This window comes from Paenibacillus forsythiae T98 (assembly GCF_000520735.1).
GTDB classification, from domain to species: Bacteria; Bacillota; Bacilli; order Paenibacillales; family Paenibacillaceae; genus Paenibacillus_AQ; species Paenibacillus_AQ forsythiae.
The window spans coordinates 1-22281 of sequence record NZ_ASSC01000373.1; the positions used below are offsets into that span (position 1 = coordinate 1).

21 protein-coding genes and 1 other annotated feature are annotated in these 22281 nt (G+C 55.2%); all 21 genes read left to right on the forward strand.

From position 1 onward, the window contains the following. The first annotated feature begins 922 nt into the window (after positions 1 to 922). The 21 genes from L692_RS0112025 (at position 923) to L692_RS31180 (ending at position 22275) form a co-directional block, all read left to right on the forward strand. Positions 923 to 3556, forward strand: a complete 2634-nt coding sequence (locus tag L692_RS0112025; protein WP_036723384.1) for a valine--tRNA ligase — start codon at positions 923 to 925, stop codon at positions 3554 to 3556. 5 nt (positions 3557 to 3561) lie between these two features. After that, positions 3562 to 4938 carry a bifunctional folylpolyglutamate synthase/dihydrofolate synthase gene (locus tag L692_RS0112030; protein ID WP_025700160.1) on the forward strand — a complete coding sequence of 459 codons (1377 nt, stop codon included), beginning with the start codon at positions 3562 to 3564 and terminating at the stop codon, positions 4936 to 4938. Between the two features lie 7 nt (positions 4939 to 4945). After that, positions 4946 to 6331 (forward strand): UDP-N-acetylmuramate--L-alanine ligase, encoded by a 1386-nt coding sequence (gene murC / locus L692_RS0112035; protein WP_025700161.1) that lies wholly within the window; start codon positions 4946 to 4948, stop codon positions 6329 to 6331. A gap of 246 nt (positions 6332 to 6577) precedes the next feature. Next, entirely contained in the window at positions 6578 to 7744 is a 1167-nt protein-coding gene (locus L692_RS0112040) for a GGDEF domain-containing protein (protein WP_025700162.1), read from the forward strand. A 296-nt stretch (positions 7745 to 8040) separates the two neighbouring features. Beyond that, complete coding sequence (locus L692_RS0112045; protein ID WP_025700163.1) at positions 8041 to 8823, forward strand: (S)-acetoin forming diacetyl reductase; 783 nt, start codon at positions 8041 to 8043, stop codon at positions 8821 to 8823. Positions 8824 to 8990: 167 nt separating this feature from the next. Next, positions 8991 to 10448 (forward strand): SPOR domain-containing protein, encoded by a 1458-nt coding sequence (locus L692_RS30640; protein ID WP_156940413.1) that lies wholly within the window; start codon positions 8991 to 8993, stop codon positions 10446 to 10448. 138 nt (positions 10449 to 10586) lie between these two features. Beyond that, positions 10587 to 10832: a DUF4321 domain-containing protein gene (locus tag L692_RS0112055; protein ID WP_025700166.1), complete on the forward strand. Its 246-nt coding sequence runs from the start codon at positions 10587 to 10589 to the stop codon at positions 10830 to 10832. Between the two features lie 33 nt (positions 10833 to 10865). Beyond that, the gene (locus L692_RS0112060) at positions 10866 to 11648 is read left to right on the forward strand and encodes a Maf family protein (RefSeq protein WP_025700168.1); all 783 of its coding nucleotides are present in this window, start codon (positions 10866 to 10868) and stop codon (positions 11646 to 11648) included. Between the two features lie 492 nt (positions 11649 to 12140). Further along, positions 12141 to 12830 (forward strand): RadC family protein, encoded by a 690-nt coding sequence (radC, locus tag L692_RS0112065; RefSeq protein WP_025700170.1) that lies wholly within the window; start codon positions 12141 to 12143, stop codon positions 12828 to 12830. 41 nt (positions 12831 to 12871) lie between these two features. After that, entirely contained in the window at positions 12872 to 13906 is a 1035-nt protein-coding gene (locus L692_RS0112070) for a rod shape-determining protein (protein ID WP_025700172.1), read from the forward strand. A gap of 66 nt (positions 13907 to 13972) precedes the next feature. Continuing rightward, positions 13973 to 14848: a rod shape-determining protein MreC gene (mreC, locus tag L692_RS0112075; RefSeq protein WP_025700174.1), complete on the forward strand. Its 876-nt coding sequence runs from the start codon at positions 13973 to 13975 to the stop codon at positions 14846 to 14848. Then, positions 14848 to 15378 (forward strand): rod shape-determining protein MreD, encoded by a 531-nt coding sequence (mreD, locus tag L692_RS0112080; protein ID WP_025700175.1) that lies wholly within the window; start codon positions 14848 to 14850, stop codon positions 15376 to 15378. Before mreC ends, mreD begins: the two co-directional genes overlap by 1 nt. Positions 15379 to 15458: 80 nt before the next feature. Then, complete coding sequence (locus L692_RS0112085; protein WP_025700176.1) at positions 15459 to 16118, forward strand: septum site-determining protein MinC; 660 nt, start codon at positions 15459 to 15461, stop codon at positions 16116 to 16118. 4 nt (positions 16119 to 16122) lie between these two features. Beyond that, positions 16123 to 16917 (forward strand): septum site-determining protein MinD, encoded by a 795-nt coding sequence (gene minD, locus L692_RS0112090; RefSeq protein ID WP_025700178.1) that lies wholly within the window; start codon positions 16123 to 16125, stop codon positions 16915 to 16917. 227 nt (positions 16918 to 17144) lie between these two features. Continuing rightward, on the forward strand, positions 17145 to 17993 hold the full coding sequence (locus L692_RS28600) for a M23 family metallopeptidase (RefSeq protein ID WP_025700180.1): 849 nt from the start codon (positions 17145 to 17147) through the stop codon (positions 17991 to 17993). Next, positions 17986 to 18828, forward strand: coding sequence for a M50 family metallopeptidase (locus L692_RS0112100; protein ID WP_025700182.1), 843 nt, complete (start codon positions 17986 to 17988; stop codon positions 18826 to 18828). Before L692_RS28600 ends, L692_RS0112100 begins: the two co-directional genes overlap by 8 nt. A 75-nt stretch (positions 18829 to 18903) precedes the next feature. Beyond that, positions 18904 to 20154: an Rne/Rng family ribonuclease gene (locus L692_RS0112105; RefSeq protein WP_025700184.1), complete on the forward strand. Its 1251-nt coding sequence runs from the start codon at positions 18904 to 18906 to the stop codon at positions 20152 to 20154. A gap of 104 nt (positions 20155 to 20258) precedes the next feature. After that, positions 20259 to 20343: a sequence feature (ribosomal protein L21 leader region), on the forward strand. Between the two features lie 14 nt (positions 20344 to 20357). Beyond that, a complete protein-coding gene (rplU, locus tag L692_RS0112110; protein WP_025700187.1) occupies positions 20358 to 20669 on the forward strand; it encodes a 50S ribosomal protein L21 in 312 nt (103 codons plus the stop codon). 12 nt (positions 20670 to 20681) lie between these two features. Continuing rightward, positions 20682 to 21017, forward strand: a complete 336-nt coding sequence (locus L692_RS0112115) for a ribosomal-processing cysteine protease Prp (RefSeq protein WP_025700189.1) — start codon at positions 20682 to 20684, stop codon at positions 21015 to 21017. 17 nt (positions 21018 to 21034) lie between these two features. Next, a complete protein-coding gene (rpmA, locus tag L692_RS0112120) occupies positions 21035 to 21346 on the forward strand; it encodes a 50S ribosomal protein L27 (RefSeq protein WP_025700190.1) in 312 nt (103 codons plus the stop codon). A 188-nt stretch (positions 21347 to 21534) separates the two neighbouring features. Further along, a complete protein-coding gene (locus L692_RS31180; RefSeq protein ID WP_025700191.1) occupies positions 21535 to 22275 on the forward strand; it encodes a Spo0B domain-containing protein in 741 nt (246 codons plus the stop codon). Positions 22276 to 22281: the final 6 nt, after the last annotated feature.

The window sequence follows — 22281 nt, forward strand, 5'->3', positions numbered from 1 at the left end:
GGGAGACTCCAGTTTAATTGGGGGGCCTAAGAGCTTTAGCAGTTTTGTAAGCCGCTGATTGCCTAGTCAATTGCCGAATCAATTGCCGACTACTGTTTGCAAGCCACCGATTGCCGAGTCAATTGCTGAGTCAATTGCGAATCGATCGCTGACTACTGTTTTGTAAACCGCCGATTGCCGAATCAATTGTCGATTAGCTCTTTTGCAAGCCGCCGATTGCTTACTTTTCTAGACACTGAGCCATGGTGAAGCGCCAAAGTCAATCTCAAATAGATGGACCCCCGGAGCAACGTTTACAAAATGACGGGACTCCAATAAGCCCGCATGCCCGGCAGATACTTTTCGTCAAAATTCGTCAGCGGCTGTCCTGTTATGACCGTCTTCCGGTTGACTACGCCGGACTCAAACTGTATTATGGAAGGTATTAAGCTATACTTCTTCAAAGACTGGGAACGGGAAGAGTAGGCGGTCAGCCCTTCAGAGAGTGGAATGCAACAGCTGTGAGCTTCCGCAGGATGCAGCCAGCCGAAGTCGCCCCGGAGTCGCCCGCTTGAGCTTCATTTGGCTGTTACGGCCATGGAGTTAGAGCGCGCCGGCCGCAGGCCGTTATTTCTGCATGGAGTGTCGCGTATTGTCGGCCGGGTATTCGTAAGTGTGCCGGCTCCGCCATTATTCTGGTGGATAACGCGAAACAAAGGTGGTACCGCGAAAGAATGACCTTTCGTCCTTTGAGGACGGAGGGTCTTTTTTGTATTTTGGTTCCGTCCCCGGAACGGGCGGCGACAGCAAGTTTCCTCGCTTGACAGTTAGACAAATACGGAGGTAGAAAGCTATGGCAGAACAAGATCAATTGACGCCGGCGCAGCAGCCGGAACTTGAAGAGAACGGAGGAACACTGGCAGGAAGCGGCGCCAAGACCGAGATGCCGACCACTTATGACCCCAAAGCGGCAGAGCAGAAATGGTATCCTTACTGGATGGAGGGGGGCTTCTTCCGCGCCGGACAGCGTCCGGAGGCGAAGCCGTACACGATTGTAATCCCGCCGCCGAATGTAACGGGAATGCTGCATATCGGGCATGCGCTCGATTTTACGCTGCAGGATATTCTGATCCGCACGAAGCGGATGCAGGGCTACGATACCTTGTGGCTGCCGGGAACGGACCATGCGGGCATCGCGACCCAGACCAAGGTGGAGCAGAAGCTGCGGGCGCAGAACATCTCCCGTTATGACCTCGGCCGCGAGAAATTTCTGGAACAGGTATGGGACTGGAAGGACCAGTATGCGGCAACGATCCATGAGCAGTGGGCGAAAATGGGCCTGTCGCTCGATTACAGCCGCGAGCGCTTTACGCTGGACGAAGGACTGTCCAAGGCGGTTCGCGAGGTCTTCGTCAAGCTGTACGAGAAGGGCCTGATCTACCGCGGCAAGCGAATCATTAACTGGGACCCCGCGGCCCGCACGGCTCTGTCGGACATTGAGGTCGAATACAAGGAAGTTAACGGGCATCTCTATCACCTGCGTTACCCGCTGAAGGACGGCAGCGGCTTCATTACCGTAGCGACCACCCGTCCGGAGACGATGCTTGGGGACACGGCGGTAGCGGTGCATCCGGAAGATGAGCGGTACAAGGACATGATCGGCAAGACACTGGTCCTGCCGGTTGTGGGCCGCGAGATTCCGGTTATTGCGGATGAGTATGTGGAAAAAGAGTTCGGCAGCGGCGCGGTGAAGATTACGCCGGCCCACGACCCGAACGACTTCGAGGTTGGCCAGCGCCACAATCTGCCGCAGATCGTCGTTATGGACGAGAGCGGCACGATGAACAGCGAAGCGGGGCCTTACCAGGGTCAGGACCGCAGCGAATGCCGCAAGAACATTGTCGCCGACCTGAAAGAGCAGGGCGTGCTCATCTCCATTGAGGACCACGTTCATCAGGTGGGGCACAGCGAGCGCTCCGGAGCCGTGGTCGAGCCTTACTTGTCGACACAGTGGTTCGTCGCGATGCAGCCGCTCGCCGAAGCGGCGATTCAGGCGCAAAAGGACGGCAGCGGCGTGAACTTCGTGCCGGACCGGTTCGAGAAGATTTATCTGCACTGGATTGAAAATGTGCGCGACTGGTGTATTTCCCGGCAATTGTGGTGGGGCCACCGCATTCCGGCCTGGTATTCCGAATCCACCGGCGAGATGGTTGTCGCCCGCGACGAAGAGGAAGCGCGCCGGATCAGCGGCCTGAGCGATCTGAAGCAGGACGAGGATGTGCTCGATACGTGGTTCAGCTCTGGCCTGTGGCCGTTCTCGACCCTTGGCTGGCCGGATGACAGCGAGGATCTGAAACGCTATTATCCGACCGATGTGCTTGTAACGGGCTACGACATCATCTATTTCTGGGTGGCGCGGATGATCTTCACGGCGCTGGAATTTACCGGCGAGAAGCCGTTCTCGGATGTGCTGATACATGGACTTGTCCGCGACGCGGAAGGACGGAAGATGTCCAAGTCGCTCGGCAACGGCGTCGATCCGCTGGAAGTTATCGAGAAATACGGCGCTGACGCCATGCGCTTTATGATTTCAACGGGCAGCACGCCGGGGCAGGATTTGCGCTTCCGCTGGGAGAAGGTCGAGCAGGCGCGTAATTTTGCGAACAAGATCTGGAACGCCTCGCGCTTTGCGCTGATGAATCTGGAGGGCGTAGCCTTTGAAGATATCGATATTTCCGGCAAGCTCGGCACCGCCGACCGCTGGATTCTGCACCGTCTGAACGAAACTTCCCGCGATATTTCGCGTCTCATTAATGCATACGATTTTGGCGAGACCGGACGTCTTCTGTACAATTTCATCTGGGATGATCTCTGTGACTGGTATATCGAGTTCGCGAAGCTGTCCCTGTATGGCAGCGACGCCGAGGCCAAGCGCAGCACGCAGTCCGTTCTGGCTTATGTGCTTGACCGCACGCTGCGCCTGATTCATCCGTTCATGCCTTATATCTCCGAGGAGATCTGGCAGCATCTGCCGCATCAAGGCGAGACGATTACGCTGGCCGCATGGCCGCAGTACGACGCCGCTCTTGAGAATCCGGATGCGGTAGCGGAAATGAACCTCTTGATGGACCTGATCCGCGCGGTTCGGAATATCCGGGCTGAGGTGAATGTGCCGATGAGCAAAAAAGTCGAGCTGATCGTCAAGGCGGGAAGCGAAGAGACGCTGGCCATCATTGAGCGCAACAATGTCTACATCAGCCGTTTCGCAGGTACATCCTCTTTCGAGGCGGGCCTCCATCCTGAGGCTCCGGAGAAGGTGATGTCCGCCGTGATTACGGGTGCGGAATTGCTGCTTCCGTTGTCCGGACTGATTGATATTGAGCAGGAAATCGCCCGTCTGGAAAAAGAAGTGCAGACCCTGAACAGCGAAGTGGAGCGCGTGGACAAAAAGCTCGGCAACCCCGGCTTTGTGGCCAAGGCGCCGGCTAAAGTCATCGAAGAGGAACGGGCCAAGCAGGCCGACTACTCGGCCAAACGCGAGAAAGTGCTGGCCCGTATCGCGGAGCTGAGAGGATAGCGGATATGGAAGAGATCAATGGGGCCGGCGCTGCCGCCCCTTTACACACATACAGCGAAGCGGTGGACTGGATCAACAGCCTCATCCCGTTCGGCATCCGTCCCGGACTTGAGCGGATCGAGCGGATGATGGAGAGACTCGGGCAGCCTCACCGCCGGCTAAAATTTATTCATGTCGCGGGAACGAACGGCAAGGGGTCGACCTGCGCCTTTCTCACTTCGGTGCTGAAGCAGAGCGGATATTCCGTCGGGACATTTACTTCGCCGTATATTACGAAGTTCACGAACCGGTTTCAGTATAACGGCGAGGACATCCCCGAAGAAACGCTGACGGCGCTTGCGAACCGCCTGCATCCGCTGGTGGAGGAAATCGCGGCAACGCCGCTCGGTTCCCCAACCATGTTCGAAGTGGCGACGGCGCTTGCCATTCTGTACTATGCGGAGGTCTGCTATCCCGATGTGGTCGTATGGGAGACAGGCCTTGGGGGAAGGATGGATGTAACGAATATCGTTACTCCTATCGTCTCCATCATTACAAATGTAGGCTATGACCATACTGATGTTCTGGGCGATACGCTGGAGAAGATCGCCTTCGAGAAAGCGGGCATCATCAAGCCCGGCGTTCCCGTCGTCAGCTGTGTCTCCCAGCCGGAGGCCGTCTCCATGCTTAGAGCCAGGGCATTGTCCTGCAAGGCGACTCTGTATCTGGCGGGAGAGCAATTTGCGTACGAGAGCAGAGGAATCGGGGAAGGTATGCAGACCTTTACCTTCAAGGGCCCCTTCCGCTCACTGGATATCGCGATCGCGATGAAAGGAGAGCATCAGCTCGCCAATGCGGCCGGAGCCATGATGGCTCTGGAGGTGCTGCGTCAATACATGGCGTTCATTCTTGATGACGAGGATGTGCTCGCCGGATTTCGCCATACGTTCTGGGCCGGAAGACTGGAAGAGATTCCGGGAAGTCCGCGGATTGTCCTTGACGGCGCCCATAACCCGGAGGGAGCGGAGAGTCTGGCATCAAGCATTCCAAAGTTCTATCAATACCGGAAATTAAATTTACTGATGGGTATGCTGTCGAACAAGCATCATGAATCCTACTTCAAGCATATACTTCCTATAGTGGATACGCTTATCCTAACCGAACCGGATTTCCGGAAGAAAATGGACGCGGAGCATCTTCGGCTCATTGCGGAGAGTCTGAGGAAGAAGTATGCCAAGGAGCATTTGCAAATCATTGTAGAACATGATTGGGGCAAAGCGCTGCAGCTTCTGAAGTCAATCACACGCGGCGACGATTTGGCGCTTGTGTCCGGTACGCTGTATTTGATCGCAGATGTGCGGAGCGCGCTTTTGCGGCAACCCGATTCTGAAAAAGGCTGGTGACAAACTGTTGGATACTACGGAACGAGTTCATTTTATAGGAATCGGCGGTTACGGGATGAGCGCTATTGCCCGCGTCATGTTGGAGATGGGGTATACGGTAACAGGCTCTGATGTGGCCGCTCAGGAACTTACGGAGAAGTTGATTGCCAAAGGCGCGAAGGTATACATCGGCCATACGGCGGAGCAGGTGAAGGGCGCCGATCTCGTCGTCTATTCCACGGCTTTGTCGAAGGACAATGTGGAGCGGGTGGAAGCGGAGCGGCTGAATATACCGATTCTGCACCGTTCGCAAATGCTGGCCCGGCTGCTTAACCAGCGCAAGGGCGTCGCCGTCGCCGGAGCGCACGGCAAGACGACGACCTCCTCCATGATCGCTCTTGTGATGGAAGAATGCGGGGTTGACCCTACGTATATTATCGGCGGGGAAATTATGAATGTCGGCACCAACGCCAAGGCAGGCCAAGGGGAGTTCGTAGTGGCCGAAGCGGACGAGAGCGACGGCTCCTTCCTTCAGTATCACCCATGGCTTGCGATTGTCACGAACATCGAAGCCGATCATCTGGAGAATTACGGCGGCGATTTCGAGCGCCTGAAGAGCGCGTATGCGCAGTTCATGAACCAACTGCGCGAGGACGGCACGGCGATTGTCTGCGCGGACGACGAGACCGTCACCTCGCTTCTGCCCAAGATCAAGGCGAATGTGACGACCTACGGCATCTGCTCGGCGGCGGACTACACCGCGACGGATATTGCGCTTGGCGACCGCCAGGTAACGTTTACAATGAATCACAAGGGCGCGGCGCTCGGACGGGTCGAGCTGTCGGTGCCCGGCCAGCATAATGTGTACAACGCGATGGCCACGATTATCGTTTGTCTGCAAGCGGGCATTCCATTCGCGGCCATCGCCTCGGCCATCGTGAAATTTAACGGGGCCAAGCGGCGTTTCCAAGTGCTGGGCGAGGCGGACGACATTCTCGTTATTGACGATTACGCCCATCATCCGACGGAGATCCAGGCGACAATCAGCGCGGCCAAAGCGACCGGCAAACGGATTATCGCCGTCTTCCAGCCGCAGCGCTATACACGGACCTTTTTCCTGCTTGACGCATTCAGCCGCGCTTTCGGCGAGGCCGACGAGGTGATCATCACCGACATTTACTCTCCGGCGGGCGAGAAGCAAATCGAGGGCGTAACCTCCGCCAAGCTGGTGGAATTGATCACCCGGAACAGCAACTCCGGAGCGCGCCATCTGCCGACCAAGGAAGATGTGCTTGAAGATCTACGGGACCGTCTGGCTCCCGGCGATCTTGTCATCACCATGGGGGCGGGCGACATTTACAAGGTAGGCTACGCGCTTGCGGATAACCTGAGAAAGCGCGGGGCCTCGCAATAGAGCGGACTGTGTCGCAGCCCTGCCACCGCACAGCAAAAGACGCATTCTCTTCATGATTTTTGGAAGAGATGTGTCTTTTTTTCACAAAATATTCGGTTATCTCCTATAAATCGACAGATTTCAGTCATTGTGGTGTGCTACTATTTTACTAATATTATTTGGGAATGATTGCAGCTATCCCGTGCTAAACCATCAACAACCTGAAATGGACGGAACGATTCTTGCGCATATATTGGTGGTGAACGTATGGATTATCAGCTGGACATAAGGACGTTATTAATAACGCTAATACTCGGAAATGTGTTTATGGTGCTGCTTATCGCTGCGTACCGTTACCGCTCTCCCAGGGATACAGCAAGCTCTCTGTTTATTGTTTCAAAATGGCTGCAGTCTGCTTGTTGGCTGCTGGTCATGATCCGGGGCTGCCTTCCCGGACCGCAGGCGATTCTATTGAGCAATGTGCTGATGCTTGGAGGCGGGGGGCTTGAGGTGGTCGCCCTGCTGATGATATCGGGCGCATTTGGCGTAAAGGCGAGGCGTTACTACGCGGTCATCACGGCGCTGAGCATTTTAAGCTATGGACTCATATACTTTTTTTATCATTCGGAGACTCTCCTTATCGCTTCTACTTCCCTCTGGGCCGTATTCTTTATTGCTTTCCCGGCTTACCGCTTCATTGCGAACCAGGGTGGCTCGCTGCTTCAGACGGTTATGGGGGTTATTTACGCCGCAGCTGCATTCATCATGCTGGCCCGCGCTTTCGCCGCATTCTTCTCGGGACGCGATATGAATATATTTTCGCCGGGGCTTGTCCAGCAGATCTACTATATCACCATTTTTCTGGTTATGATTCTGGGGATGGCGGGCTTTGTTCTGCTTTCAAGGGAACGGTCGTATGAGACGCTCCGAAGGATGGCAGATGTTGATGAGCTGACCGGGATTTTGAACCGGCGGGCGTTTATTGACAGGGCCCAGCTTGCCGCTGCGGCCGCGTCCGAGCGGAGTGAGCCGATATCCTTTCTTCTGCTCGACATTGATCATTTCAAGCAGGTTAATGACAATTACGGGCACGTTACCGGCGACTGGGCTCTCCAGAATTTCGCCTCTACCGTTGAGTTTTACTTGGGCCCGAGGGACTTGTTCGGGAGGTATGGAGGCGAAGAATTTGCGCTTCTGCTTCCGGGAGCGGACGAGGAGGAGAGCAGCCGAAAAGCGGAGCAGCTCAGAGTAGCGATTATGAGCTCGCGTATTGAGGGCCATCCTCTCCAATATACGGTCAGTATCGGAGTGATTACTCTCGTCCCGACCAAGAGCGCGCAGCTCGATCAGCTGTACAAGCTCAGCGACGCGGCGCTCTACGAAGCGAAGCAGGGCGGAAGAAACCGGGTGGTGCGAAGCCGCTGGCCGGAGTAATGCGGGCGTCCCCTGTTTGCCCTCCGGGCAAGCTCGGGAGCCATTTGCTGTCCAGTAGATACCTGCGGCTTGATAGCCGGCAGCGAGCGTCGCTTGAATAGCCATCCATTTTTTCTCTCCTCTCCCTGGTTATTTTGTTAATATTGTTTGAAAAATCTATGAGGTTTTTCTGAAAACGCGCCCATTATTCTGGATTTTTATGGAAGTTATGCTATAGTGAATAAAGGCAAAATCACTAATCGTTTGCCGTGCTATCTATTGGTTCTAACTATATATCACAAAGGAGATGCACGAAAATGGGTAGAGTTGACGAGAAAGTAGCGTTGGTGACAGGTGGAGGACAGGGGATAGGCCGGGCCATTGCGCTCAGACTCAGTCAAGACGGGTTTGCTGTTGCTGTAGTGGATTTGAATGAGGATAACGCAAAGAAAGTTGCAGGAGAAATTGAATCGGCGGGTGGTCGCTCCCTGGCGCTGAAAGCCGATGTCTCGAATCGGGATCAAGTATTCGCTGCGGTCGAGGAAACGGCAGCGAAGCTGGGCGGCTTCGATGTTATTGTCAACAATGCCGGTATTGCGCCGGTGAAAATGCTTGAAGAAGTAACGATTGAAGATTTGGACAAAGTATTTCATATCAATGTGGCCAGCGTTGTCTGGGGAATTCAGGCTGCGGCGGCCAAGCTGAAGGAACTCGGTCATGGCGGCAAAATTGTCAACGCTTCTTCGCAGGCCGGGCATGTCGGCAATGCCAGCCTCAGCGTATACTCCGCTTCGAAATTCGCGGTTCGTTCTCTGACGCAGACCGCCGCCCAGGAACTTGCGAAATACGGGATCACCGTAAACGCTTATTGCCCCGGCATCGTCCAGACTCCGATGTGGGGTTCCATCGATAAACAAATCACAAGCTCCAAGGGAGAAGCCGAAGGCGAAGCAACCAAGGAGTTCGGCAGCAAAATCGCACTCGGACGCCTGTCGACTCCTGAAGATGTTTCCGCCTTTGTTTCTTTCCTGGCAGGTCCCGATTCAGATTATATGACCGGTCAATCGCCGCTGATTGACGGTGGCATGGTCTTCCTGTAATAAGCCATTATACAGAGCGGATAATATATAATTCTTGAACAGAGCGGCTGTCCCGGGTTTCATTGACGGGGCAGCTTTTCTATGGGGCGGCTCTTTTAAACGGAAGCATACTTCCCTATCTTCTATCATATCTTGTCTTATAGACTGGACAAGGTGAGGTGGACGGATTGAGTAACGGAAGAATGACGTTCCGGTTCGATGCCGGAAAGGACAAGCCGAAAGAGCTTCAGCCGGAATCCGGGCCGGATAAGACGAAGCAGGAGCAGCGCGCCGAAGTATACAGTCTGGACGAGGCCCGGCGGACGGGCGGGGGAGGCCTTAAGGGCGGCGGCTTTGGCCCTGCTTCGCCCTGGGACAGAATGCAGGACCGGGAATATCGGCTGGAGGAGCTGGAGCAGGCATACAATTATAAAAGGAAAACTGCGGGTCTAGGCGCATCTCACGATATAGGGCTTGAGGAAGGCGATCCGGATGGAGCGCGGAGCGGCGGTCCTGCCGATGATCGATGGGACATTACCATCATCCCGGACAGAGAGGGTATTGCCGGCGATCCGGGCGGGCCGGGCACGGGACCGATCACCGAATGGACGCCTGGACCGTCAGCCGAAGGAGCGCGGGAGACAGACACCGAGCTTCTGCGGGATGCGTTCCTCCGTTCCCGGCCTGGAGAGGATTTGCGGGCCGGAGAGACGGAAGCCGATGAGAGCTATGCCGGGTTCGATTACGGATCTCCGTCGTATACCGCAGGCGGAGGCCCGGCATCAGGCGGCCCCCGGCGGGAACGCACGGAAGGGCCGGAAGACGGTGGCGGATACTACACAACACGGCGTAATTCCTCCTGGTGGAAGTTCCCGGCTTCGGTTATCGGAGCCATCGGCATCGGTGTACTGCTGGGCTATGCCGCGCTGACGTTTATCGGCGGAGTCGATGATGGCGGTTCCGGAGGTGCTGCGACGCCGGGCCCTGCCTCGCAGCAGAATGCTGCGGGGAATACCGCAAGTGCTCCGGCGGTTACGGTGGAGGTAGCGGGTCAGAGCTATTACCTGCTCCAATACGGGGTGTTCAGCACGCCGGAAGGAGCGGCTGAGGCGCGGCAAGAGCTGGCGAATGCCGGGCTGGCGGCAGGGCTTGACCCGGACGGAGGCAACCGGGTGTACGCCGGACTGTCGCCCGACAGGGAGCAGGCGAAGCTTCTCGGCAACAGGCTGAAGGAGCAGGGTATCGATTTATACGTCAAGGAAGTGTCTCTTCCCCCGGAGAGCCGGCTTGCGTTTGGCGGGGCTGGCGATACGGTTACGCGGTACTTTAATACCAGCGGCCAATTGCTGAGCGAGCTTGGTTCCCTCTCCGCCTCGCTGCTCGGCGGAGAACCGGCTGCGGACACCGCCAAAGTAAGCGACCTGCATTTGCAGTGGACAGAAGCGGTGAAGGGCCTGGAGGCCGGACTGCCGCCGGAAGCGCAGGCTGCCGCCAAGGAGCTGGAGAGGTCGGTAAGCCGGGGCGTATCGGCTATGAACGAATACAGCAAGAGCAAGGCGGAGGGCCTGTTGTGGGAGGTACAGGCCGCGATGCTTGATATGCTCGGCGGCCAGAAACGGCTGCTGGCGGCCATGGAGCAAGGATAAGCGCCAGTCTGCCAAGGATAGGAGCATTGCCACGATCCGGCACGGGTCTTGTCTCCCGTGCCGGATCGTGCATTGTACTCGCTGTATTTTCACCGTATAATGATGGGGATGTCACAGGCGGACGGGAGAAGACGGTTGATGAAGAAGAGAAATATAGGTATGCTTGTACTCTATATGATTCTGGGCTGGCTGGTCGGCGCCTGGGTAGCGAAGCTTCTGCAGCCGGTCAAGGCTCTGTCCTTCCTGACAAAGTCCACATTGATTAAATGGTCGCCGCAAGCCGATCTGGATATCATTTCCTATGACGTAACCATCAAGCTGAAATTGTGCATGCTAAGCCTGATCGGCATTATAATCGCCGTGTGGCTGTACCGCAGGAAGTAAGCATTTCTCAACATAGAAAGGAACATTACCGACGTGAACGATAACAGCATAACTCCGATTATTCTTGCTTCCGGTTCGCCTCGCCGCCGGGAGCTTTTATCTTTACTGGGACTATCCTTTGACGTTATCCCGAGCGATGCTGACGAGAGCTTTCCGGCTGAATGGGAGCCTGAACAAATTGCAACCACTCTTGCGCTCCGCAAAGCGGAAGCGGTTCTTCCGCTTGCGGGTGAACGGAACAGCGTCATACTCGGAAGCGATACGATCGTCGTGCTGGAGGGGCGCGTTCTCGGCAAGCCGAATGGCCCGGAGGAAGCCAGGGATATGCTCTTCTCCTTGCAGGGCAGGAGCCATAAGGTGTTTACGGGAGTGGCCTGCATCAAGGGAGGACATGGCGTGAACCGTGATATCTTCCGGCAGGTTGAGTTGGCAGAAGCCGCTTGGGTGAAAATGACGGCTCCATGCTCCGCCGCACCGGATGAGCCGGGAATCGATGACAGGGAGGCTGCCGGCGCGGTGCGGCTCGGCGGTATTGGTCAATACCGCGTCGTTTCCGAATCACCCAATGGAGAGCCTGCGGTTATATTTGGCTATACGGAGAGCCGCGTGACGTTCCGGCCGATGTCGGCCGGGGAAATCGACGGCTACATTAAGACGGGCGAACCGCTTGACAAGGCCGGAGCGTACGGCGTGCAAGGCATGGGTTCACTTTTTATCGAGAAGATTGAAGGTGACTTTTACAGTATTATGGGTCTTCCGTTAAACCTCCTTTACCGGATGCTGCTGAAATTTGGCATCAATCCGTTAAAGGCGTAAGGCACTACACCGAAGTCCTATTACTATTGCCCCGGATCACGGCGGCACTTACTCACTTTCCGCCTGGCTTTGCGTCAGGAGGTCAAAAGCTGCGTTGATGTGATATATTTCGACAGGAGTTAGTCTTTATGTCCGGGAAAAATTGCTGCTAAAGGATCATTCACGCAAGAATGAGCAACTCATGCCAGGCAGTAAGCGGCCGTTTTTTCGTATTCTTCGCCCAAGACCCGGGAATAGCTCAACCACCTCAAAGAGAGAAAAATTTTGTACGAAAAGATGCGGCGAAATGACTTAAGAAATCACTTGAAGCGGTTCCTCACCTGGTCGGATTTATAATTTGTATTGAGCTGGCTTTACCCGTATAATGGTTGAGGGTATAAGATAACTGCGACGCCTGAAGGGATTTCGGGCGCGTTACGCAAACATATTCGATCATTATTACTGTCATACAGCCGTATCGCTTATGCAGGGGCTGAAAGGAAGAGATCAGGGATGGAATCGTCAACGTTTATGCTGCGAGACCTTCCCCATGAAGAACGACCAAGAGAGCGCATGATGCAGTATGGGGCGGAATCACTCAGCCAGGCCGAGCTGCTGGCTATTCTGCTGCGGACGGGAACCCGCCGGGAGTCGGCGATCCATGTGGCGCAGCGTATATTGGGACAGGTAGGCGGCCTTCGCCGTCTGGCCGACCTTAGCATTGAAGAAATGATGGAAATCAAGGGTATCGGGCCCGCCAAGGCGGTACAGCTGAAGGCCGGGATCGAGCTGGGACGGCGAATGTCGAACTCTCGGCTGAACCAGCCGGTTACAATTCGCAGCCCGCATGATGCGGCGGACATTCTGACCGAGCAGCTGCGCTATTTGCAGAAGGAGCATTTTGTCTGTCTGTTTCTGAACACGAAAAATCATGTGGTCGCGCAGGAAACGCTTTCGATGGGCAGTCTTAACGCCTCCATCGTGCATCCAAGAGAGGTGTTTCGGGCGGCCATTAAGTGCAGCAGCGCCTCCATTATATGCGCGCATAACCATCCCAGCGGCGACCCTACGCCGAGTCCGGAGGATATTGCCCTGACCCGGAGACTGCTTGAGGCGGGCGAGATTGTCGGAATTGACGTACTGGACCATCTGATTATCGGCGATGACGGATTTGTCAGCATGAAGGAACAAGGACTTATGTAACATTAAACGACGCACTTTGACAGGGAAAGGGAGTTTACAGCATGTTAGGTGGCTTTACAAAGGATTTGGGAATTGACTTGGGAACAGCAAATACACTGGTTTACGTCCGCGGAAAAGGCATTGTGGTCAGAGAGCCTTCCGTTGTTGCGATCCGCACCGATACGAAGACGATTGAAGCTGTGGGCGAATCGGCCAAAAAAATGATCGGCCGCACGCCGGGGAACATCCGGGCAATCCGCCCCATGAAGGACGGGGTCATCGCCGATTTCGACACCACCGCGACCATGATTAAATACTTTATCCGTCAGGCTCAAAAGCAGCGGTCCGTATTTCAGCGCCATCCGAACGTCATGGTATGCGTGCCTTCAGGGATCACCGCCGTGGAACAGCGCGCCGTGGAGGATGCGACGAGACAGGCCGGAGCCCGCGAGGCCTATATTATCGAGGAACCGTTCGCTGCCGCGATCGGCGCCGATCTGCCGGTATGGGAGCCGACGGGCAGCATGGTTGTCGATATCGGCGGAGGGACGACGGAGGTTGCCGTTATTTCGCTGGGCGGCATTGTGACCAGCCGGTCCGTACGCGTGGCCGGAGACGAGATGGACGAGTCGATTATCCAGTACATCAAGCGCCAGTACAACCTAATGATCGGGGAGCGCACGGCCGAACAGCTCAAGATGGATATTGGCTCCGCGCTGCCGCTGGAGAAGGCGGAGACGATGGAAATCCGCGGGCGGGATCTTGTGACAGGACTTCCAAAGACACTCACCATCACATCGGACGAGATTTCCGAAGCGCTGGCCGATACGGTCAATGCCATTACCGAAGCGGTAAAGGTGACACTGGAGAAATGTCCGCCGGAGCTTGCCGCAGACATTATGGACCGCGGGATTGTTCTGACCGGCGGAGGGGCGCTGCTGCGGAATCTGGACAAGCTGCTGGCTCGCGAGACCGGCATGCCCGTTATCGTGGCGGAGAATCCGCTTGACTGCGTAGCGATCGGAACGGGGAAGGCGCTGGAGAATATCCATCTGTTCAAGACCCGCAGCAACGCATCCTTTCGCCCGAAACGGTAAGCTGCAGCGGTAGATCGCAGGACGACGGGAACCTCTGGGGTGGGAGAGAAAAACGGTTGTTAGAGGGTGTTGAAACTGTTTAAGCTGTTAAGCAATAAGCGACTGTTCATACTGTTGATTACGCTGGTGCTTTTTATTGTGGTCATGGGCTTTTCCCTCGGAACAAGAAAGTCGCTGTCATGGCCCGAAAATTTTGTCAGGGACACAACCGGTTTTGTGCAAAATGTGTTCTACAAGCCCGCTGGATACATAGCGGGCTTCTTTGAAGATATCGGCAACCTTAAGGATCTGGCCGAGGAGAACGAGCGGCTCAAGATCATCGCCGCTCAATATACGCGGGAAAAGGTTCAGTATAACTTGATTGCAGCCAAAGTCGAGCAGTACGAAAAATTGCTGCTTTTCACCAAATCGCAGAGCAACAAGTATAACTATGAGTATCATTATGCTCAGGTTGTCAGCCTGACAACGGAGCCAAGCAATAATACGCTGGTCATTGATTTGGGGGCCCGGGACGGCGTCAAGCCGAACATGTCCGTCATTTCCGAGAAGGGGCTGGTCGGCATTGTCAGCCAAGTAAGCAAATTTACGTCGACCGTCAAGCTTCTGACCATGATGGACAGCAGCGATCCCAATTCACAGCCGCCGATCGCCGCCACCGCATTCGGCAAGGTCAACGAAACCTTTGGCATGGTCGAGCGTTACGACCAGAAGACCGGCCGTCTCATTATGACCCGGATTGACGAGAAGGACCCGATTGCCGAAGAGGATATGATTATATCTTCCGGAATCGGCGGTCTCTATCCGCAGGGACTGACTATCGGTACAGTTGAGAGCGTTGAGATCGGGGAGGGGTTGACCAAAACCGCGATCATTAAGCCTGCGGCCGAATTCGAGGACTGGAAGAACCTGCTTGTCGTCTTCACTCCCGAGGAGGAGCAGTAGTGAACGGGCGCAGGTCTACTCTCATTCTGGTGCTGTTTCTGCTATTTGTCCTTCAGGGTACTATTCTGCCCTGGGTTATACCGGACTCCTGGGAAATGCGGATTGTTCCGAATCTGGTCTTTATTGTTATACTCTTTGTTGCCGTATATCGTCACCGGCATACCGCGCTGCTGCTTGGTTTAAGCTTTGGCATGCTTCATGATATTGTATTTTATGGAAGAATCATCGGAGCCCACTCCTTTGCCATGGGCCTGTCAGCCTATTTGATCGGACTGATCTTCCAGACGCCGCGGGCTCCGCTGCCGCTTATGATGACGATTGTGCTGCTGGGAAGCTGGCTCGAAGACAGCATCCTGTTCGGCATTTACAGCATTTTCAAGCTGAACAGCGAGCCGTACGACTGGGCGCTGCTGGCCTATATGCTGCCTACCATGCTTGTTCATTTTGTCCTTGGACTTCTGCTGTACATCCCCGTCCGGCGCCAGCTTGAGAAGCTGGGGAACGAGACGCGCAAGGAAGAGAAGGAGTAAGGCTGGCCTAATTTCTCGCTTGTACAAGCAGGAACTTTAGGGGCCAGGCACGAATGAATGGAGAATGGGGGGAGGGGCAAATGACAGTAGTATCCAAGCATGTACGGATAAAAGGCATCAAGGACGGCCTGGTCTTCCTGCTAGACGACAAATGTCCCTTTGAAGAGCTGCTTGGCGAGCTTCGTTACAAGCTGGAGCACAGTCATCAAAATATTTTAACCGGACCGATCATGCATGTGGATATCAAACTTGGCAGCCGCTTGGTGACCGATGAAGAAAAGGAAGCGGTGCTTGAGATTTTGCGTGGACCGGGCAACCTGCTGATCCGTTCGATTGAGGCGCAGAATGCCCCGAAACCCGTGAATGAAAGCTCGCTCTACGTGATGAGCGGGATTCTTCGGTCCGGTCAGGTGCTGAATCATAAGGGAGACCTTCTCTTTCTCGGAGATGTGAATCCCGGCGGTACGATTGCCTGTACGGGAGATGTTTTTATTCTCGGGGCGCTGAGAGGCATGGTTTTCGCTGGAGTGGAGGGCAATGAAGAAGCGGTTATCGCAGCTTCCGTGATGGCTCCGACCCAGCTTCGCATAGCCGAGATCATTAGCCGCCCCCCGGACGAATGGGAAACCCGGGAGAGCAGTATGGAGTTCGCATTTTTGTCGGATGGTGTGATGAAGATCGACAAAATACACAACATCGTCAAGCTGCGTCGGGATTTAAATGTGTTTAAAGGGGTGTAGCCTCATGGGAGAAGCGATTGTTGTTACCTCCGGCAAAGGCGGCGTGGGCAAGACAACCACTACGGCTAATATTGGAACCGCGCTTGCGCTGCAGGGGAAAAAAGTATGTCTCGTAGATACGGATATCGGGTTGCGAAATCTGGATGTAGTTATGGGGCTTGAGAACCGGATCATTTACGATTTGGTGGATGTCGCCGAGGGCCGCTGCCGGCTTGGTCAGGCATTGGTCAAGGACAAGCGGTTTGAAGAACTGTACATGCTCCCGGCCGCGCAGACGAAGGACAAAACTTCAGTCACCCCCGAACAGGTAAAAGACATCGTACTGGAACTGAAGAAGGAATATGAATATATTCTGATCGATTGCCCGGCGGGAATCGAGCACGGCTTCCGCAACGCGATTGCCGGCGCCGACAAGGCGATTGTCGTAACGACTCCCGAGCATGCGGCCGTACGCGATGCCGACCGGGTGATCGGGCTGCTCGAGCAGTCCGAAGTGGAATCCCCCAAGCTGGTTATTAACCGCATCCGGCCCGGGCTCATTAAATCCGGCGATATGCTGGATGTCGAGGATATTCTGCAGGTGCTCAATATCGATCTGATCGGGATTGTGCCGGATGATGAGCTGGTGATCAAGGCGGCCAATATGGGGGAGCCGACCGTCATGAACCCGGATTCGGGGGCAGCGATCGCCTACCGCAATATTGCCCGCCGCATATTGGGCGATGCTGTTCCTCTGATGCAGCTGGACCGCAAGCCCGGCGCATTCAAAAAGCTGAAGAAGTTTTTCGGCATTGGATAACGGCAAAGGCGTTAGCCTGATGCCGCCGGCAACAAAAGCAAGCCCCGGACACGCGTTCCTTCGTCGTTGTCCGGGGCTGTTTGTTGCGTCCTGGGGACGGAAGGCGCTCTTCGCGTTTTCGGCAGGAAGCACTTATACGTGTCCTCCTCGCAGGGACAGGCGCTTGTTCTAAAATGACCGCATTCCTTCATATGATGGTACTAAACAAGCCCGCCGGAGGGATCGATATGGGTCACAAGACAATCGCAGGAGATCACCGCAAGCAGCATATCCGCCATATGCAGGAAGAACAGCCGGATTTCGCTAAATCCCCGCAATTCAGCATACCGGATCGTGGGAATTCGGAAGAATGGCGCCAATTTCTTCATGGAGAGGGAGCTGAGCCTGACCCCGAGAAGCTGTGGAAGGAGCGGCATCGCGGCTGGAACGGGGAGGGAGAACGGGAACGGCCGAAGCCACGTTTCCTGTCCGGCTTTATCCGGCGCACAATAATCAGCGCGCTTGTGTTCGGCGCGGTATGGGGCGTCTTTGCGGTGCGGCAGCCATGGGCTTACCGCGCTCAGGATTTCATTACCGGCGCTCTGAGCAAAGATATGGACTTTACTGCTGTCCGTGTGTGGTATGACCGGTATTTTGACGGCGCCCCGGCGTTTATCCCGATGTTCGGGGACGGCGAGGAGACGGCGCGGAAAGCAACCGCGCCTCACAGGCTGTCTCCTCCTATTGCGGGAAGCATTGTCAGCCCCTTTGCCTCTACGCTAAAAGGCGTTGAAATTATGCCAGCGGAGGGTGAAGCCGGGAGCGCGGTAGTCAAAAGCATTGACATAGGAAGAGTGCTGTCCGTTTCAAGAGAAGCGGAGGGGGGCATCCGGGTAACCGTTCAGCACAGCGGAGGAATTACCGCCGAATACGGACATTTAAACGGTACGAAGCTGAAAGCCGACGATTGGGTGCAGGGCGGGGATACCGTCGGATGGATGGAGGGGAAGAACGGCTCCTCGCCGAAGCTGCTCTATTTTGCGGTAATGCGGGACAAGGCATATATCGATCCGGCGGAAGAGATCGGTTTTGATTAGGGTCTGGGGCATTTCCTTTTATCTGCACCCGCTGTTTGTCATCATCATGCTGCTTTCCGTGCTTACCGGGCAGTTTCTCGAATTGCTGACGCTCTTTGCCATCGTCCTCGTCCACGAGTTGGGGCACGTCTGGGCGGCGATCCTTGCCGGAGCCACCGTCAAATCGGTGCAGCTGCTCCCGTTCGGAGGAGTCGCGGTCATTGAAGACAATGGAAAGCTGACCGCCTTCCGGGAAATCGGCATCGCGCTTGCGGGGCCGTTTCAGAACATTCTGATGATCGCTTTCGTGTGGGCTTTGAAAGAAGCTGGCTGGGGCAGCGACGCTTATATGACCTATCTCATTCAAGCGAATCTCATCATCGCCCTGTTCAATATGCTGCCTATCCTGCCGCTCGATGGCGGGAGAATCGTACAGGCTGCGGTAAGCCTTCAGGCGCCGTATTACTCGACTTTGCTGTGGTGCGGGAGAATCAGTATTTTGGCAAGCGCCTTGACGGCTGTGTACGCCCTGCTGCCGCTGGGAAACGGCGGAGGAATTCGGCTTAACCTGCTGATGATCGCCGTCTTTCTGCTCTACTCCAATATCACGGATCACCGAAATCTTCCCTTCCGGTTTATGGTTTTTCTCATGAATCGGGGGGCTATATATGAACAACATATGGACAAAGGCACGCCTGCCCTCCCGATTGTTGCTCCGCTTGCGAAACCTTTGGATGACATCCTGCGTCTATTTAAACGGCACCAGTATCATTTGATCTATGTGCTCGACGCCGAAGGAGGCGTGATGGCGGTTGTGCCGGAGCAACGTCTGCTCTCGTCCTATTTTGGAATTTGAAGCAGGCTGCTTTTGGCGTTATCCGTTCATCCGCTTGGGGAAATCGGGAAATTTTTGTGTACCAGAGGTGACGCCATGAAACAAATGATCGTTCACTGTTCGCAGCATATGACACGGATGGCCCTTCTGGAGAAGGGAAGACTGGTGGAATATGCCGCAGAGCGCGAGGAGCAGCAGGGACTGGTCGGCAGCTACTACAAAGGACGGGTAGTGAATGTGCTGCCTGGAATGCAGGCCGCTTTTGTCGATATCGGGCAGAAAAAGAACGCCTTTCTATATGTAGATGATGTACTGCATCCGCACCTGGAGAAGCAGCCCAAAGTAAAGCCGTCGATTGATACGCTGCTGAAGCCGGGGCAGGAGATTATTGTTCAGGTCAGAAAAGAGCCGAGAGGAAACAAGGGCGCGCGGGTGACGACCCATTACACGCTCCCCGGACGCTGGATGGTATACATGCCCTTTGCGGAATACATCGGGGTGTCCAAAAAAATCGGGCGCGAGTCCGAGCGGAACAGGCTGAAAGTGCTGGCCGAACGCTTGCGGAAGAACGAAGAGGGGCTGATTATGCGCACCGTGTCCGAGGACGAGCTATCCGAAGCGGTGGAAGGAGATTTGGCTCTGCTCCGGGGGCAGTGGGAGAGAATTATGCGCCGCGCCCGTAAGGCGGAGACGCCTGCGCTGCTGCACCGCGATCTCAGCATCGTTCAGCGGTTCATCCGCGACACGTTCGATCCCCGGCGGGACGAGCTGCGAATCGACTCCCCGCAGGCTGCGCGGGAGGCCGAGGCATTCTTGAGCGAGATATCTCCGGAAGGATACAGGCCGCTGGAGCTGTATACCGGAACCGAGCCGATTTTTGCCGCATACGGGGTGGAAGAGCAGCTGGAGCGCGGATTTAGCCGCAAAATCACACTCGACGGCGGAGGAACCCTCATTTGGGATGAGGCGGAGGCGCTTACCGTAATTGATGTCAATACGGCTCAATATACGGGCGGCGCGTCGCTGGAGGAGACGGTTACGCGTACCAATCTGGTCGCCGCCGAAGAAATCGGACGTCTGATCCGGCTGCGGGATACCGGCGGCATTATCGTCATCGATTTCATCGACATGGATCTGGAAGAGCATCGTAAAATGGTGGTAGCCCGGCTCGAAAGCACGGTCAGCAGCGACCGGACGAAGACCTATATTCTCGGTTGGACCAGGCTCGGACTGCTTGAGATGACGCGAAAGAAAGTGAGGCATGACGTCATGGAGTTCTCCACCCGCCCATGCGAATGCTGCGGAGGCACAGGAAGAACGCCGATATGGAAGCGCGGACGGGAATAACCGGTATATATCTTGGTAAATATTTATATGCCATATCCACGTTGACTATTCCAGGTCCCCATGCTATCATCTATAAGTATGTGTCTGGTTTATTTATTTGCCTGCACATGCTGTAACCGCTCCGATCGGGTAATCAAGCGCGATTCCGGAAGGGAGAGCCACCTGGACCAGGCGAGTCTGAGACATGAGGAGGTGCAAAACCAATGTATGCAATTATCGAAACTGGCGGCAAGCAATACAAAGTTCAAGAGGGCGACGTATTGTTCATCGAGAAGCTGAACGCGGAAGACGGAGCAAGCGTAACGTTTGACCGTGTCCTGGCTGTATCGAACGAAGGCGGTCTGACGGCGGGAACTCCGCTCGTAAGCGGCGCTTCCGTAACGGCGAAGGTTGAGAAGCATGGTAAAGGTAAGAAGGTTGTCGTTTACAAATACAAACCGAAGAAGAACTACCATAAGAAGCAAGGCCATCGTCAGCCTTACACGAAAGTAACGATTGAGAAGATTCAAGCGTAAGAGGGTGCGTTAATGATTAACGTGCGGATTACACGGAATTCCTCTCAAGGAACGATCGTCGGTTTTGCCGTGAAAGGCCATGCCGAGTATGGCAGACGGGGCAAAGACATCGTATGCGCGGGCGTTTCGACTGTCACGGTTGGAACCGTCAATGCCATCGAGAGCTTAACCGGAGTCGTGCTGGATTCTTCCGTGAAAGACGGGTTTCTCAGCGCAACGCTGGTGCCTGTCGAGGACCCGGAAACGGCGGCCAAAGTGCAGCTGCTTCTTGAATCCATGACGGTCATGCTCAAGAGTATTGCTGAAACGTACAGGAAGTATATTCACATACAAGAAGTTATTCTTTAAAGAAGGAGGTAGACAACATGTTGAAATTGGATCTCCAGTTGTTCGCATCGAAGAAAGGCGTAGGTTCCACAAAGAACGGACGCGATAGCCACGCGAAACGTCTTGGCGTGAAACGCGCCGATGGTCAAGCCGTAACAGGCGGTAGCATTCTGGTGCGTCAACGTGGAACGAAAATCCACCCCGGCACGAACGTAGGCATCGGCAAAGACGATACTTTGTTCGCCAAAGTGGACGGCGTTGTGAAGTTCGAGCGTCTGGGCCGCGATCGCAAGAGAGTGAGCGTCTACCCGGTAGACGTCGCTCCGGTAGCGGCGGCACTGGAAGCGTAAGCTTACGGACTATAATTGCTAGTAAAGCCTCCGGCATGAGCGCCGGAGGCTTTTTTGCCGGATAGGGAAATTCTCGCGGCTTGTTGATGAACCCGGGGGAATTCCTATGGTATACTGGGTAGGCATGAACGGGTCTGATTGCGGTAGAGCGTTAAGAATTTGCGAACGTAAGGAACGGGGTAGACAGTATGAAATCCTGGAAAAGCGCAATAGGCGCGGCGGTTTTATCGATAGCGTTTCCCTTGGGGTTCGCCTGTGTATGGCCGACGCCTTGGACATGCCTTCTGCTTGGCGTGTGGGCCGCGGCGGCCGCTTTATTCAGCATCCTGGCAGTCCGCCGTCATTATGAACGGGAACTTCGGACGCAAGAGCGGATTTTGCAGCAGACGGCGATCCGGACGCTTAATCATCACCGGCATGACTGGATGAATGATCTCCAGGTGCTGTACGGGTATATTCAGCTGGGCAAGCCTGATAAATCGGTACAGTGTGTGGAAAGAATAAAAGAACGCATTGAGTTGGACAGCCGGATATCCAAGCTCGGCATTCCTTCGCTGGTCTTCTATCTGCAATCCTTCCGCACCGTGGGCGGCAGCCTGCAGCTGGACATCGAGGTGGAAGAAGGATTGCAGCTTGGAGACAAGCTGACGCCCGAAGCCGGAGATGAGCTGACCTCGGTAATTATGCAGACGGTCAGGGCCTGCCAGTTCGGAGGGCTTGCGGCCCAGGGGGAGAGCCGTTCCCTGCTCCTTTCCTTCAAGAAGGATGAAGGGGATATTGTAGTCACGTTTGGCAGCGACGGCCTGCGAGGAGGAACAGGGCTGTTCCGGGAACAGATATTTAATATCGTGCAGGGCAAGATTGTAACAGCGGAGCAGTTGGCGTCCCCCAAGGCGGACTTCCAGCTGCGCCTGCCGATCGGAATGTGAAGGAAG